This is a genomic window from Enterococcus sp. DIV2384, assembly GCF_050534975.1.
Taxonomy (GTDB): domain Bacteria; phylum Bacillota; class Bacilli; order Lactobacillales; family Enterococcaceae; genus Enterococcus; species Enterococcus faecalis.
Genome location: NZ_CP172905.1, coordinates 692974 through 705195, shown reverse-complemented (window position 1 = coordinate 705195; position 12222 = coordinate 692974). Strand labels below are relative to the sequence as shown.

Sequence of the window (12222 nt, the reverse complement as noted above, 5' to 3'; positions counted from 1 at the left end):
AAAAAAAATAAGCGTAAATAAACTATTTACGCTTTCATATACCCTAAAAGAATACCACCTAGAATAACAAAAATGCAACCAAAAATAACATAAAACATTTCTTTTTTTGATTTTCTTTCGCCTAAAAGGAAGATGCCCCCAAGAGTCGAAATAATAATCCCCATTTGTGATAAAGAGAAGCTAATAGCTAAGCCAATTTCACGCATGGTTAATAACATACAAATATTTCCTAAGCCCCAAAGCAGACCCGTCGTCATATTCATCCAAACAAAACGATCAACTTTGACTTTTTTGAAGGCAAAGAAACTAGCCCCCACTAACATGCCAATACTTTGTGGCAAAATAATTCCCCACGGATCTAAACCAGTGGCATTAATAATGATGGTATAGACACCATACCCAACTGTTGAGAAAATCAACGCCCGAATCCCTTTATTAAAATCTAACATACTGTTTGAGGTTTTCGGTTGACTATCATCATCTTGTCGAGCTGTTAAATACACCCCAAAAACTAAAAAGGCTAAAGCGATAAAGCCCACAACAAAATCTTTTGTTTTTGTCCATTCATGGAAAAAAACAGCCCCTGCAACGGTATTAACAACTAACTGCATCCCAGTTGAAATTGGTAAGCCAACTGAAACGCCCATATATTTCATGCTATGAAATTGTTGATTCTGTCCCAAACTCCAGAATAAACCAGATATAAATCCAACAATTAATGTGGCTGTCGTCAACGTAGGCTGGATGACAAAAAAGACAACAATTGAAAATAATAATGCGCCGATTGTCATACCTAACGTTTGTTGATTGGCGCTTCCACCAATTTTACCGCTGACTAAACCAATACTGCCCCACGCAATCATGGGCACTAAAGCGATAAGTAAACTCATAATATTCTCCTAACAAATTTATTTCATTTCATTCTAACAATAAAAACGTTTTCTAAACAACTAAGAAGAGTAAGAGAAGTTAGCAAGAAAGTTTTAATAAATAAAAAAAAGGCCTATCACCTCTTTAGTTTGCTGATAGACCTACTTTTTATTTCACTTCATTATAATAACTGAGGGAAGGGAAAAACAATGTCATCGTCGTACCTTGCCCTTCTGTCGATTCGACTGTTAAATCATGACCTAACTTTTTCGCTAAGCTATGGGCCAAATACAGGCCAAGACCAGTCGAATGCTGTTCACTTTTCCGCCCGTTTTCACCAGTAAATCCTTTATCAAAAATGCGTCGTTGATCTTGCATCGGAATGCCAATCCCAGAATCTTTTAAAGATAAATAAATACCTTGTTTATTTTTGGAAATTAGGACCGTAATCGTGCCGCCTTCTGGCGTATACTTGACTGCATTACTTAATAATTGGCGGAAAATAAAAATGACCCATTTTCGGTCGGTTAAAACCGCTTCATCTTCCCCTTCAATTGAGAATTGCAATCTTTTTTGGATAAAATAATTTGCTTGCGTACGAACAACAGATTGCACAATTTCTTTTAAAGAATATTCTTGGAGTAAATAATCTCGAGAAAAGCTGTCCAGTCTAGCATAATATAGGACTTGCTCGACATATTCATCAATTTTCCCTAACTCATTTTCCAATAGATAATATTTTTTCTCTGGAATATCATCTTCGACAGATTGTACCAGTAACGTGATAGCCGCTAGGGGGACTTTGATTTCATGAACCCAAGAGTCAATGTAATCTTTTTGGTCCTGTTGGTTGTTAATTGCTTGCTGCATGGTTTGTTGGTGCTCTTGCAATAAACCGTTAATATACGTTTGGACAAGTAGTTCTTCTTCTTTTTCTGCTGTATTCAAATATTCTTGTAAAGAAGGCGGCTCTTTTTCCGTTGCCAACGAAAGCCACCACTTACGTTTTAAATAATAATCAATTGTTAAAAATAGCGATAAAAAAACACTTTGCAGTAAAAAGATATAGCCAACCACTGTCCAATCTAAGCGGACATTAGGAGCCAACCATAAAATAAAACAAGTTAAGAACAGAAAAAATAACCAACCAATTAGTAATAACCAGCGATCTTTTAAATACTTTAGAATGGTCATTGTCTACTCCTATCTAGGGCACCATATAACCGACGCCCACTTTGGTTTCAATATAGCCAGCAATCCCCGCTTGCTCAATTTTTTTTCGTAAACGATTGATATTTACCGTCAACGTATTGTCATCCACAAAACGTTCATCGTCCCATAAAGCGCGCAATAGTTTTTCACGTGTTAAAATTTTTCCGTGCTTTTTCATTAAAAGATACAGTAATCGGTATTCATTTTTACTTAAATCGATCATTTCGCCTTTGATTTCCATTCGTCCATTGTCCACATTTAAAGTAATGCCATTATGTGAAAGCACTTCACTATCCGTATCGGAATAGTTATAAGAGCGGCGCAACAAAGCATTGATTTTAGCAATTAAAACATCTATCTGGAACGGTTTTGTAACAAAATCATCCGCGCCCATGTTCATCGCCATAATCATATCCATATTGGTACTACGACTCGAAATAAAAATAATTGGTACTTTAGAAACTTCACGAATTTTTTGACACCAATAGTACCCATCGTACACAGGTAAATTAATATCCATCAAGACTAATTGGGGATTCTCCTCTTGAAAATCATCCAATACATCATTAAAATCGGTTGTTCCAATCGTTTCAAATTGCCATTTTTGTAATTCCTCGCTAATTAATTCTCGAATGGTTGTTTCATCTTCGACAATCATGATTTTAGCCATGCAATCCCACCTCTTTTATTTCTAAATTTTCATCTTTCTTATCCTAACAAACTTCATTCTTTTTGGATATAGGACTTTATGATGATTTTTACACTATTTCAAAAATAGGCGCTAATAATTCCCATTCTGATAACATGATGAATTTGCCAACGAAAGCAAAAATACCATCTAATAATAACACAGACATATTAATTCCTAATACAATAGAAGCTTTTTCGACAATTGGCATGGACTTTTTATTTTTCAAAATAAGATATAAAACAAAGTTCGTTCCATAAGTAAAAACTGTTAATAACACAATTAACTCAATCATTTTACCACTTCCTATTTCGGACTTTTCATTTTTCCTTCAATAATTTACTACTCTTAATTATAGCATAATCTTATAAAAAAATCGGCAGAGTCCTAACCCTTAAGATAAACAACAGAATAGAAGCAGCCTCTTTGGAACTCGCAAGAATCGAGCCTTTTTTAAGAGTTGAAGGTCTTGATCCTTAAAAGACAAGCCCTTCAACTCTAGTATGTTCCATGTATTGGAATTGATACCAACGTAACGAAGTGTAGTCGATCAGACAACCTCAGTTTTTCTAATGATTATATTTGTCATACACTTCTTTTAACTGGTTTAAATCTATTTTTTTCATTTGGTACAATTTTTTGGTCACTTCATTTGCTCTAGCTGGATTTGAGTCAGATAAATAACGTTTCAGTTCAGGATTGCCTGTTTGCCAACTGACCCCAAATTGATCTTCCATCCAGCCACACGGCCATTCTTTCCCTTTAGCAGTCACTTGTTGCCATAGCCGATCTATTTCCTCCTGATTTTCACAATCAATATAAATGGAGAAGGCCATGGTAAAATCAAAGTCATGTTTATCTCGTGCATCCATTACTCGAAACGGTTGCTCCTGTAATGTGAAAAGTGCTTGCGCAACGTTCCCATCTTCATATTCAACTTTTTCAATTATTTCGCCTGGACCGAAAATCGCCAACCATTCTGATAGAGCTTTGGCTGCTTCGCCATATTTTTCATTAGCAAACATAAAGGTTGGTACAATTGTTTGTTCTTTTCCTGAAAAAGACACTTGCCAAGAGACACCAAATTTGTCCACTACCCAACCATATAAAGGACTAAAAGGATATTCCCCAAAAGGCATCAATATCTGTCCATCTGCTGTTAAATTTTTCCACAACGTTTCTGTTTGTGATAATGTTTTACATTCAACAAAAAATGAACTAGCTGGCGTAAAGGAAAATTCTGGTCCGCCATTTAAACCAATGATTGTTTGGTTCGCCAAGGTAAATTCAATGGTCATTAATGATGTTCCTTGAGGTTGATGCTCCTCATTAACGTAGTTCGTTTTACTTAGAATCGCACCTTTTTCAAAGATTGTTGTATAGAAGTTAGCAGCTTCTTCCGCTTGTGTGTCAAACCATAAACAAGGTGAAAATTTAGGCATTGTGGTTCCCTCCTTCGTTTTCTTTAGTGTAGTCAAAGATTGATAAATAAACAAAGAGAACGTTTTAGTATTTATTCATTTCCTTCTGATAGAATCGATAAATTGCTTGTTTTACTTCTTGAAGCAAGGAGGATTTTAAATGTCCCCGTGTCAAAAAATAAAAGGAACGCCAATACTTTTCACCTAACGTTTGGAAAGGAATTTTTTCAGTAATCGCTTTTCTTGAAAGCAACGATTGCCCCATACCCAATTCCAACATTTTAACAATCATTTCATTATTTTTAACCGTCATGAGTGTTGGGCTTTGATTACTTTCTTCTAAATACTGTTGGGTATAATGAAAGACCCCAGAATCCTTTTCACGTACCAACCAATTCTGATTGGCAGGGTCCCCAGCTAAAACCAATTGATCCTGAATAATTTCTTCACGAGAGGCGCCTTTCGTAATTAATGGTTTTTCGATAAAGCCAAAATCAACTTGATGTTTTTCAACTTTTTCCACTACTTCTTCTGAATTGTTCATTTCTAAAACAAAATTGATTGTTGCATACTGTGTCTGCAAATGCTGCATCAGTTGCGGCAAATAATAAACTGCAAAAGTATTAGACGCAGCAATTCGGCAAGTTTCTTTAGGTAATCTCGCCTGATGAAGAGCTGTTAATGTTTCTTGCCAATCATCAGCTAAATTTAGCAAACGATTATACAAGACTTCTGCTTGCCTAGTAGGGACTACATCTTGTCGACCATTTCTTAAAAACAATGAACAGCCTAATTCTTCTTCTAATTGTTTGATTTGATTAGAAACGGCTGGTTGTGAGATATATAGGCAGGTAGCTGCTTTGGAAAAGTTCATTTGCTCATACACAATTTGAAAAGTCTTTAATAATTTAAACATAGGTATCCTTTCGATAACTTTCTATTATAAATATTATTTTAACTATTTATTTCTCAAATGTAAAAAATTTCGTTATACTGGAAGTAATGAACAAGAAAGAGAGATTTTTTCAATGAAAAATTCAGAAAATGATTATATCCAATCTTTATTCCAAATTCTTCCCGGCTTGCTAACAGCTTTCCTTGTCGCCTGCCTTAGCAAGTTTCTTGCCATCTGGTTACCTAGCTTAGGCGCCGCAACGATAGCTATTTTACTAGGAATCTTTTTGGGAAATACCTTTGTTCGCGGTGCCAATTTAAATCGCGGAACCAAAGTAGCCGAAAGTAAATTACTAGAATTTTCTGTTGTTTTATTGGGAACCACCGTGACCTTTCAAACGATTGCCCAAATTGGCTTACAAGGTGTCGCATTTATTCTCATTCAAATGTCGCTGACCATTATTTTTGCCTATTTGATCGGTAAAAAACTGGCTTTTTCTGATAATATGTCTTTATTGATGGCTGGTGGTAATGCCGTTTGTGGATCCTCTGCCATTGCTTCGATTGCTCCAGCAATTCAAGCAGATGAGGAAGAAAAAGGCCAAATCATTACTTTAGTAAACTTATTAGGAACCGTTTTAATGTTGACCTTACCCATTTTAAGTGGGATTCTCTATGATACCAATTTGTTGGCTCGTAGCGCACTAATCGGAGGGACTTTACAATCAGTTGGTCAGGTTGTCGCCAGTGCCAATATGGTCAATGAGAACGCAGTTCAACTTGCGATGCTCTTTAAAATTATGCGGATTGTCCTACTCGTAGCAGTTGTCTATTTATTTGGACGTTTCAAGCAAAGTAAGACGGCAGAATCAGAAGCTGAGTTGGTAAAAGTCACCAAAAAAAGCAGCGCCCTACCTTGGTATGTAGTTGGCTTTTTCATTGCCTGTGTCTTTAATAGTTTGATTCATTTCCCCGTCGTGATCAGTGAGACTGCTCATTTCTTTAGTTCTTGGTTTGAAATTACTGCCTTGGCAGCAATCGGGTTACGACTCGATTTTAAAAAGTTTTTCCAAGAAGGCAAACGTTTCTTAATCTATGGTTTATCAGTAGGAACTGTTCAAGTCGTCCTAGCCATTTTGTTGTTGGCACTGCTACAGTTCTAATAAAAAAGTTTGACGTTAACACGTCAAACTTTTTTATTTCAGCTTATTCATGCTATTATGAATAAGGTTTTATTAACTTAAAGGAGTTTTTCGATGTTATTTAGTATTAAAAAAAGCGAATGGTTAGGCAATGAACGAAATGATCTATTTGCGGGTCTCGTTTCTTCTGTCGCCATTTTACCAGAAGTAATCGGGTTTGCGATTATTGCTGGTGTTCACCCGCTTTCTGCAGTGTTTGCTTCAGCAGTTACTTTACTTGTAATTACTTTTACGGGCGGCCGTCCGGCAATGGTTTCGGCGTCTGCTGGTTCAATGGCCTTAGTCCTTGCAGGCTTAATTCAAGCACATGGTTTGTCATACATGCTTGCTGCGACTATTTTAACAGGCTTTCTGCAATTTATTTTAGGTTATTTAGGTATCCATAAATTGATGCGCTTTATTCCCAAGACAGTGATGTACGGATTCGTCAATGCGTTAGCTATTTTAATTTTCATGGCGCAAGTACAACAATTGCCTCATCAAACACTGTGGTCCTACGGCATGATTATCTGTAGTATCTTACTTATTTATCTATTACCTAAGTTTATTACAATTGTGCCTCCTGCGTTAATTGTTATTTTATTCATGACTATCCTGTCCTATTTTTTAAAAGGTCATTTACAAACGGTAGGTGATCTTGGTGAAATGAGTCAGTTTCATCCAGCGATCCGTTGGCCTAATGTACCCGCCAACTTAGAAACGTTGTGGATTATTTTACCTAGCTCTGTTGCCTTAGCAATGGTCGGGTTAATTGAATCTTTATTGACGATCCCCATTGTGGACAAAATGACAGCGAGCCAAAGTGATAGCCAACGAGAAGTTAAGGCGCAAGGATTCGCTAATATAATTACCGGCTTTTTTGGTGGCCAAGCTGGCTGTGCGATGATCGGGCAAGCGGTCATTAATGTTAAATCTGGAGGACGAAAACGGCTTTCTACTTTGATTTCAGGTATTACCCTCCTTCTATTCATTTTTGTTTTTAAATCCGTGATGGTAGCCATTCCTACAGCTGCATTGATTGGGATCATGATGACAGTGGCAGTCGACACCTTTGATTGGGAAAGTTTGCAGCTTTTCCGAACTTTTGAAATTACTGAAATTGTTATTTTACTCGTGACAGTGGGTGTGATCGTCTATACGCATAATTTAGCGATTGGAATTATTCTAGGTGTTCTTTTAAGTGGTCTTCTTTATCATTTTTTCAAAAAAGAACCAAAAAAAAGTTGCTAGCTTTAGCAACTTTTTTTATTTTTCCCAATATTTCTTCAACGCTTCTTTTTCTATTTTCTTAATGAACGCATCTTTGCCATCCATATATTTATCAATGCTATCGGGGTGTGCTTGGGCCAATTGCTTTTTTAATGTACCATAGGTTGTAGCAATTGACGGATTTTCTCGTAAATAATTTCGAAAAGCAAGATGGCGCAAAATTTCTTGCGTATTGTCAAACTGATAAATATGCACATGATGTGTTCTTTTTATCGGGCCTTTTCGTAAATAACGACGTCCTGATAGCCCAAATTCCCCCATATATTCATAACCGATTCTTTCAAATTCCCCTTGTAACAGGTCTACTTTTTCAATTTCTTCAACAATGACCAAAAAATCAATAATTGGTTTGGCTGCTAAATTAGGCACAGAGGTGCTACCGATATGTTCAACTTTAAGACAATTTTCCTTTAGAATCTGTTTCAACGCTTGGGCTTCTTCTTCAAACTGTTCCACCCAGGCTGGTTGGTATTCAGTAACGATTACCCGCATGATTTCTTCCCTCTTTTCTATATCCGTTTCATATGTAAAATAGGAAACGGATTTCCTTGAGGATCTTCCTTTGATTCACCAATTACTTGAAACCCTTGAGATTGATAGAACTTCACAGCCCCTTCATTTTGTTTATTGGCATCAACAAAGACAATTGATTCTTGCTCTATTAACTTTTTGATAATTTCTCCACCATAGCCTTTACGAAAATAGACTGGGTCAATAAATAACATTTCCAACGTTTGTTGATTTGTTCCACTAAAGCCCACACATTTCTGTTCTTCATTTAACCACATACTTAATTGAACTTGTTGAAAATAATCAGGTAAAACTACTTCGATTTTATCAATATCTGCCTGACTCAAAAACAAATGGGTAGCTTCTACTGAAGAACGCCATAGAGAAATTAATTGAGGATAATCGTTTTTTTTTACTTCTTTTTGGTTCAGCATTTTTAATTCCTCCCTATCTAATAAACAAAGTATACCACATTTTGTCTCTCTCAATTCCATAAAAAATAGTCAAATCAACCGTGTTTTTTCTGTCGATTTGACTGTCTCTCTCTATTAACTCTGATGGCTAAACAAGTAAACTAATCAAAGCCACGATAGCTAAACCGCCTTGTGTTAAAATGATTTTTTTATCACTAGTTAAGCTACCGTACGCCGCCACTAAAATAATATAAATCAATAAAAATTTTGTCATTTCCATCGTTGCTTGCGCAAAATAGACACTATAAATAAGTCCTGCACCGATTAGTCCATTATAGATTCCTTGATTTTTAAACAATGTAGTGACTGATTTTCTTTGTAACTCTTGCTTATCCATTTTAAAAACACGGCTTGTTGTCTCAGATGTTGGTACAATCGTTTCTAAATACATAATGTAGAAAAATTCTACAGCCACCAAGGTTACTAAAATTGTTGAAATTAATGTCATCTGCTCCCTCCTCCCATTCCTTTGAACGAAGTAATTTTATGTAATTTTTGCTATGATGTAAATAGATATGCCTAGCCTTAACGAAAGGAAGAAACCTATGACTTTTCAAGAAACTATTAGCGCCTATATCCAAGAACGTTATCAGATAACGCCCGATTTTCCTTTTGAAAAACACCCAGACTATCTCGTCTTTCGTCATCCTAGAAATGCAAAATGGTTTGCTTTAATTATGCCACTGGATGCACAACTGCTCGGCGCTACCGAGAATAAGCAGCTCACTATTTTAACCGTTAAACTTGCGCCTGAATTGATTGCCTTATTAAAGAACCAACCTGGCTATTTTCCTGCCTATCATATGAATAAAGAGCATTGGTTAAGTCTTTCTGAAGAAATTCCGCTCTCACAAGTTTGTTCATTTATAGATGAAAGTTACCAACGGAGTTATTAAAAAAAACACCCTACTCAAGGAGTAGGGTGTGAAAGATTATTTAAGCTTATTTGCTTAAAGCGTCTTTTGCTTGTTCAGCTAACGCTGTAAATGCTGCTGCATCGTTAACGGCTAAGTCAGCTAACATTTTGCGGTTGATATCAATCTCTGCCAATTTCAAACCGTGCATTAATTTAGAATAGCTTAAGCCATTCATGCGAGCTGCCGCGTTGATACGTGCAATCCATAATTTACGGAAGTCACGTTTCTTTTGACGACGGTCTCTGAATGCATAGTAATAAGAGTTCATTACTTGTTCTTTTGCTGATTTAAATAAAGTATGTTTTGATCCGTAGTAGCCTTTCGCTAACTTAAGGACTTTTTTACGACGTTTACGGGTTACTGTTCCACCTTTAACACGTGCCATGTTGAATTCCTCCTAATATCTTGTTTCTCTTGACGGTAATCTAAAAGTCACCGAGTTGTTTTATTTCATTCTTGCTAATTGTTGGCGGATACGTTTGTAATCGCCTTTTGCAACCATGCTTGCTTTACGCAATTGACGGCGTTGTTTTTTAGTTTTACCGTGGAAACGGTGAGATGTAAAGGCACGGCCACGTTTTAAGCCGCCTCCACCAGTACGTTTTACACGTTTTGCTAATCCGCGGTGTGTTTTTTGTTTTGGCATGACTAATTTTCCTCCTCAAAATCTTTGCTTCAAGTGAAAGACTCTAACAGTCACAACTGTCGAATATCCTTCTTGTAGAAATTACCAAAAGTCCGAATGCTCGGTCTCTTCGTTTACTTGTCGTTTTTCGGTGCCAGCGTTAGAAACATGCTGCGTCCGTCCATTTTCGCTTTTTGTTCCACTGTGGCGATGTCCGCAGTTTCTTCAGCTAAGCGATCAAGAACTTTCTGACCAATCTCTTTATGGGTAATGGCACGGCCTTTGAAACGGATAGAAGCTTTCACTTTGTCTCCTTTTTCTAAGAACTTACGCGCATTACGAAGTTTTGTATTGAAGTCATTTACGTCAATTGTTGGACTTAAACGAACTTCTTTGACGTTGATCACTTTTTGTTTCTTGCGAGCTTCACGCTCTTTCTTTTGTTGTTCGAAACGGAATTTTCCATAATCCATAATTCGCGCAACTGGTGGTTTCGCTCCTGGCGCTACAAGTACTAAATCCAAGTTTGCAGATTCAGCGATTTGTAATGCTTCTGCTTTGGTTTTTACACCTAATTGTTCACCATCTTGTCCGATCAAACGTAACTCGCGTGCACGAATGCCGTCGTTAACCATCATATCCTTTGCTATGGTCATTCACCTCCAAAATTTTTAAGAGAAAATCCTAACGGAAGTCTGCTTTGTTTGCTAAATGCAATAAAAAAACAGGTTCCTATCCAGAACCCGCCAACAGTCTGCCTTACTTAAAAAATAAGGAATACTTTATCTAGCCCAGCGATATACTCAACTAAGGCGAGAAGCGGGTGCTTCTGCTTTCATTTCTCAACTTCACTAGTTTACCTTAGTTTATCCTAGTTGTCAATATATTTCCTCAAAAAAAACGAATCTAGCACTAGATTCGTTTGAATTCGTATTTTGATCATTAATAATTAGTGGACTGTCTCAATGTGACTTCCTAGAAACAAATGGTTCAACACATGGTGTACATTTTCTATCCCCTAGGCGATCCCTGTAGTCCCTACAGTTCTTCTATTTATAAGCTTTCTCGTTTAGACAAGCCACGTTCTAAGATTTTTTGGCTTTTAAGATACTCTGAATTTTCTGTACTTTCAGAAAAAGACAACTCTGTTTCTATCTCCTCTGACTCAATACAAATGAGTTCTTTGCCATACCATTGTGCTTTATACAACAGTTTAGCTAAAAATAAAGACCAAGCCAGTTCAGAACGATCATGTTTTGGCGGCCGCTCATTACTGTGATGGGCTTTTTCAATACAAATAACATCGTAACTTGAAACCAATTCCGTTGTAATTTTGTTTAAAATATCCGTTCGTTGGTTGGCTATTTTTTCGCGAATTTTTGCGACTTTTATTTTTTGTTTTTGATAATTTTTTGCTTGCGAAAGATCGACACCTTTTTCCAAAGCAATCATTTTACGCTTGTTTAATTTTCGTTCTTCTTGACGTAGTTTTTGCTTTAAATGCTTTGAACAATAGCTTTTTTCGAAGCTTTCACCATTCGAAAGCAGCGCAAATTTTTCCCTACTGCTACAAATTCCCACCATTTTTTGTTGCTTTGTTTTCGTTTCAATCGGCGCTTCACACAAAATGGAAACATAATAATTGTGACTCGCACTCATAGAAATAGTTACAGATTTTATCTCCCCCAGCGGTTGGCGGTGTACCTTCATTTTAATTAAAGATTTCAATTTAGGTACTTTCAAATAACGATTATCCAAAATTTTGACTGTGCCATGTTGATTGTTCGTAGTGTAGGAATGCACCGTTTCTTTCTTTTTCTTTTTTGGAAAGCCCATCCCTTTTTCCCGATAAAAATTTTTAAAGGCTCGATCCAAATAAACTTGTGCATTTGCCAAGGCTAAACTATCAACTTCTCTGAGGACAGGGTATTGTTTCTTATATTTAGCTGGCGTTGGCATTTTAAACGTTTGTTGAGGATTTTTTCGCATCTCTTTGTAGATATCAATCCGGTCTTGTAACATTAAATTATACACCAAGCGAACACAAGAAAATGTTTTTTGAATAAACTCTTCTTGTTTTGAGGTTGGATAAAGTCTGTATTTATAAGCTTTCAGAGCCTTCATCTCATAACCACCCTACC

The 12222-nt window shown here is 36.5% G+C and carries 16 protein-coding genes and 1 other annotated feature; of the genes, 3 read left to right on the top strand and 13 right to left on the bottom strand.

The genetic code is table 11. The features are described from left to right. Window positions 1–26: 26 nt before the first annotated feature. The 6 genes from IGK54_RS03385 to IGK54_RS03360 all read right to left on the bottom strand — a co-directional run bounded on the left by IGK54_RS03385 (window position 27) and on the right by IGK54_RS03360 (window position 5107). Window positions 27–890, bottom strand: coding sequence for a GRP family sugar transporter (locus tag IGK54_RS03385; RefSeq protein WP_002355811.1), 864 nt, complete (start codon window positions 888–890; stop codon window positions 27–29). Between the two features lie 148 nt (window positions 891–1038). After that, the gene (sapS, locus tag IGK54_RS03380; protein WP_002358842.1) at window positions 1039–2064 is read right to left on the bottom strand and encodes a two-component system sensor histidine kinase SapS; all 1026 of its coding nucleotides are present in this window, start codon (window positions 2062–2064) and stop codon (window positions 1039–1041) included. 13 nt (window positions 2065–2077) lie between these two features. Further along, the gene (gene sapR, locus IGK54_RS03375) at window positions 2078–2752 is read right to left on the bottom strand and encodes a two-component system response regulator SapR (RefSeq protein WP_002355809.1); all 675 of its coding nucleotides are present in this window, start codon (window positions 2750–2752) and stop codon (window positions 2078–2080) included. Between the two features lie 88 nt (window positions 2753–2840). Next, on the bottom strand, window positions 2841–3065 hold the full coding sequence (locus IGK54_RS03370) for a hypothetical protein (RefSeq protein ID WP_002355808.1): 225 nt from the start codon (window positions 3063–3065) through the stop codon (window positions 2841–2843). Window positions 3066–3339: 274 nt separating this feature from the next. After that, complete coding sequence (locus IGK54_RS03365) at window positions 3340–4212, bottom strand: VOC family protein (RefSeq protein WP_002366300.1); 873 nt, start codon at window positions 4210–4212, stop codon at window positions 3340–3342. Window positions 4213–4276: 64 nt separating this feature from the next. Then, window positions 4277–5107 carry a LysR family transcriptional regulator gene (locus tag IGK54_RS03360; protein WP_010817110.1) on the bottom strand — a complete coding sequence of 277 codons (831 nt, stop codon included), beginning with the start codon at window positions 5105–5107 and terminating at the stop codon, window positions 4277–4279. 112 nt (window positions 5108–5219) lie between these two features. Between IGK54_RS03360 and IGK54_RS03355 the strand changes: the two genes are divergently transcribed. Further along, the gene (locus IGK54_RS03355) at window positions 5220–6248 is read left to right on the top strand and encodes a YeiH family protein (RefSeq protein WP_375804807.1); all 1029 of its coding nucleotides are present in this window, start codon (window positions 5220–5222) and stop codon (window positions 6246–6248) included. 93 nt (window positions 6249–6341) lie between these two features. Further along, window positions 6342–7517: a SulP family inorganic anion transporter gene (locus IGK54_RS03350; protein ID WP_113848717.1), complete on the top strand. Its 1176-nt coding sequence runs from the start codon at window positions 6342–6344 to the stop codon at window positions 7515–7517. A 15-nt stretch (window positions 7518–7532) separates the two neighbouring features. On the opposite strand, the gene IGK54_RS03345 is transcribed toward IGK54_RS03350, so the two are convergent. The 3 genes from IGK54_RS03345 to IGK54_RS03335 all read right to left on the bottom strand — a co-directional run bounded on the left by IGK54_RS03345 (window position 7533) and on the right by IGK54_RS03335 (window position 8987). Beyond that, window positions 7533–8048, bottom strand: coding sequence for a GrpB family protein (locus IGK54_RS03345; protein WP_002394916.1), 516 nt, complete (start codon window positions 8046–8048; stop codon window positions 7533–7535). 17 nt (window positions 8049–8065) lie between these two features. After that, entirely contained in the window at window positions 8066–8560 is a 495-nt protein-coding gene (locus IGK54_RS03340; protein ID WP_002383352.1) for a GNAT family N-acetyltransferase, read from the bottom strand. A 67-nt stretch (window positions 8561–8627) separates the two neighbouring features. Beyond that, window positions 8628–8987 (bottom strand): DUF1304 domain-containing protein, encoded by a 360-nt coding sequence (locus IGK54_RS03335; protein WP_002358829.1) that lies wholly within the window; start codon window positions 8985–8987, stop codon window positions 8628–8630. A 67-nt stretch (window positions 8988–9054) separates the two neighbouring features. Between IGK54_RS03335 and IGK54_RS03330 the strand changes: the two genes are divergently transcribed. Continuing rightward, entirely contained in the window at window positions 9055–9435 is a 381-nt protein-coding gene (locus IGK54_RS03330; protein WP_016615270.1) for an MmcQ/YjbR family DNA-binding protein, read from the top strand. 46 nt (window positions 9436–9481) lie between these two features. On the opposite strand, the gene rplT is transcribed toward IGK54_RS03330, so the two are convergent. The 4 genes from rplT to IGK54_RS03310 form a co-directional block, all read right to left on the bottom strand. Continuing rightward, window positions 9482–9841, bottom strand: coding sequence for a 50S ribosomal protein L20 (gene rplT, locus IGK54_RS03325; protein WP_002355799.1), 360 nt, complete (start codon window positions 9839–9841; stop codon window positions 9482–9484). Between the two features lie 60 nt (window positions 9842–9901). Then, complete coding sequence (gene rpmI, locus IGK54_RS03320) at window positions 9902–10102, bottom strand: 50S ribosomal protein L35 (protein WP_002355798.1); 201 nt, start codon at window positions 10100–10102, stop codon at window positions 9902–9904. Window positions 10103–10215: 113 nt separating this feature from the next. Further along, the gene (gene infC, locus IGK54_RS03315) at window positions 10216–10737 is read right to left on the bottom strand and encodes a translation initiation factor IF-3 (RefSeq protein WP_002355797.1); all 522 of its coding nucleotides are present in this window, start codon (window positions 10735–10737) and stop codon (window positions 10216–10218) included. Between the two features lie 54 nt (window positions 10738–10791). Beyond that, window positions 10792–10922 (bottom strand) — a sequence feature (ribosomal protein L20 leader region). Window positions 10923–11134: 212 nt separating this feature from the next. Further along, window positions 11135–12205 carry an RNA-guided endonuclease TnpB family protein gene (locus tag IGK54_RS03310; protein WP_010777453.1) on the bottom strand — a complete coding sequence of 357 codons (1071 nt, stop codon included), beginning with the start codon at window positions 12203–12205 and terminating at the stop codon, window positions 11135–11137. Between the last annotated feature and the right edge of the window lie 17 nt (window positions 12206–12222).

Coding starts and splice junctions, on each gene's coding strand:
- IGK54_RS03340 (WP_002383352.1), bottom strand. CDS start 8,560: ATGGAATTGAGAGAGACAAAATGTGGTATACTTTGTTTATTAGATAGG.
- IGK54_RS03350 (WP_113848717.1), top strand. CDS start 6,342: ATGTTATTTAGTATTAAAAAAAGCGAATGGTTAGGCAATGAACGAAAT.
- IGK54_RS03310 (WP_010777453.1), bottom strand. CDS start 12,205: ATGAAGGCTCTGAAAGCTTATAAATACAGACTTTATCCAACCTCAAAA.
- infC (WP_002355797.1), bottom strand. CDS start 10,737: ATGACCATAGCAAAGGATATGATGGTTAACGACGGCATTCGTGCACGC.
- rpmI (WP_002355798.1), bottom strand. CDS start 10,102: ATGCCAAAACAAAAAACACACCGCGGATTAGCAAAACGTGTAAAACGT.
- IGK54_RS03345 (WP_002394916.1), bottom strand. CDS start 8,048: ATGCGGGTAATCGTTACTGAATACCAACCAGCCTGGGTGGAACAGTTT.
- rplT (WP_002355799.1), bottom strand. CDS start 9,841: ATGGCACGTGTTAAAGGTGGAACAGTAACCCGTAAACGTCGTAAAAAA.
- IGK54_RS03365 (WP_002366300.1), bottom strand. CDS start 4,212: ATGCCTAAATTTTCACCTTGTTTATGGTTTGACACACAAGCGGAAGAA.
- sapS (WP_002358842.1), bottom strand. CDS start 2,064: ATGACCATTCTAAAGTATTTAAAAGATCGCTGGTTATTACTAATTGGT.
- IGK54_RS03330 (WP_016615270.1), top strand. CDS start 9,055: ATGCCTAGCCTTAACGAAAGGAAGAAACCTATGACTTTTCAAGAAACT.
- IGK54_RS03335 (WP_002358829.1), bottom strand. CDS start 8,987: ATGACATTAATTTCAACAATTTTAGTAACCTTGGTGGCTGTAGAATTT.
- IGK54_RS03355 (WP_375804807.1), top strand. CDS start 5,220: ATGAAAAATTCAGAAAATGATTATATCCAATCTTTATTCCAAATTCTT.
- IGK54_RS03360 (WP_010817110.1), bottom strand. CDS start 5,107: ATGTTTAAATTATTAAAGACTTTTCAAATTGTGTATGAGCAAATGAAC.
- sapR (WP_002355809.1), bottom strand. CDS start 2,752: ATGGCTAAAATCATGATTGTCGAAGATGAAACAACCATTCGAGAATTA.
- IGK54_RS03385 (WP_002355811.1), bottom strand. CDS start 890: ATGAGTTTACTTATCGCTTTAGTGCCCATGATTGCGTGGGGCAGTATT.
- IGK54_RS03370 (WP_002355808.1), bottom strand. CDS start 3,065: ATGATTGAGTTAATTGTGTTATTAACAGTTTTTACTTATGGAACGAAC.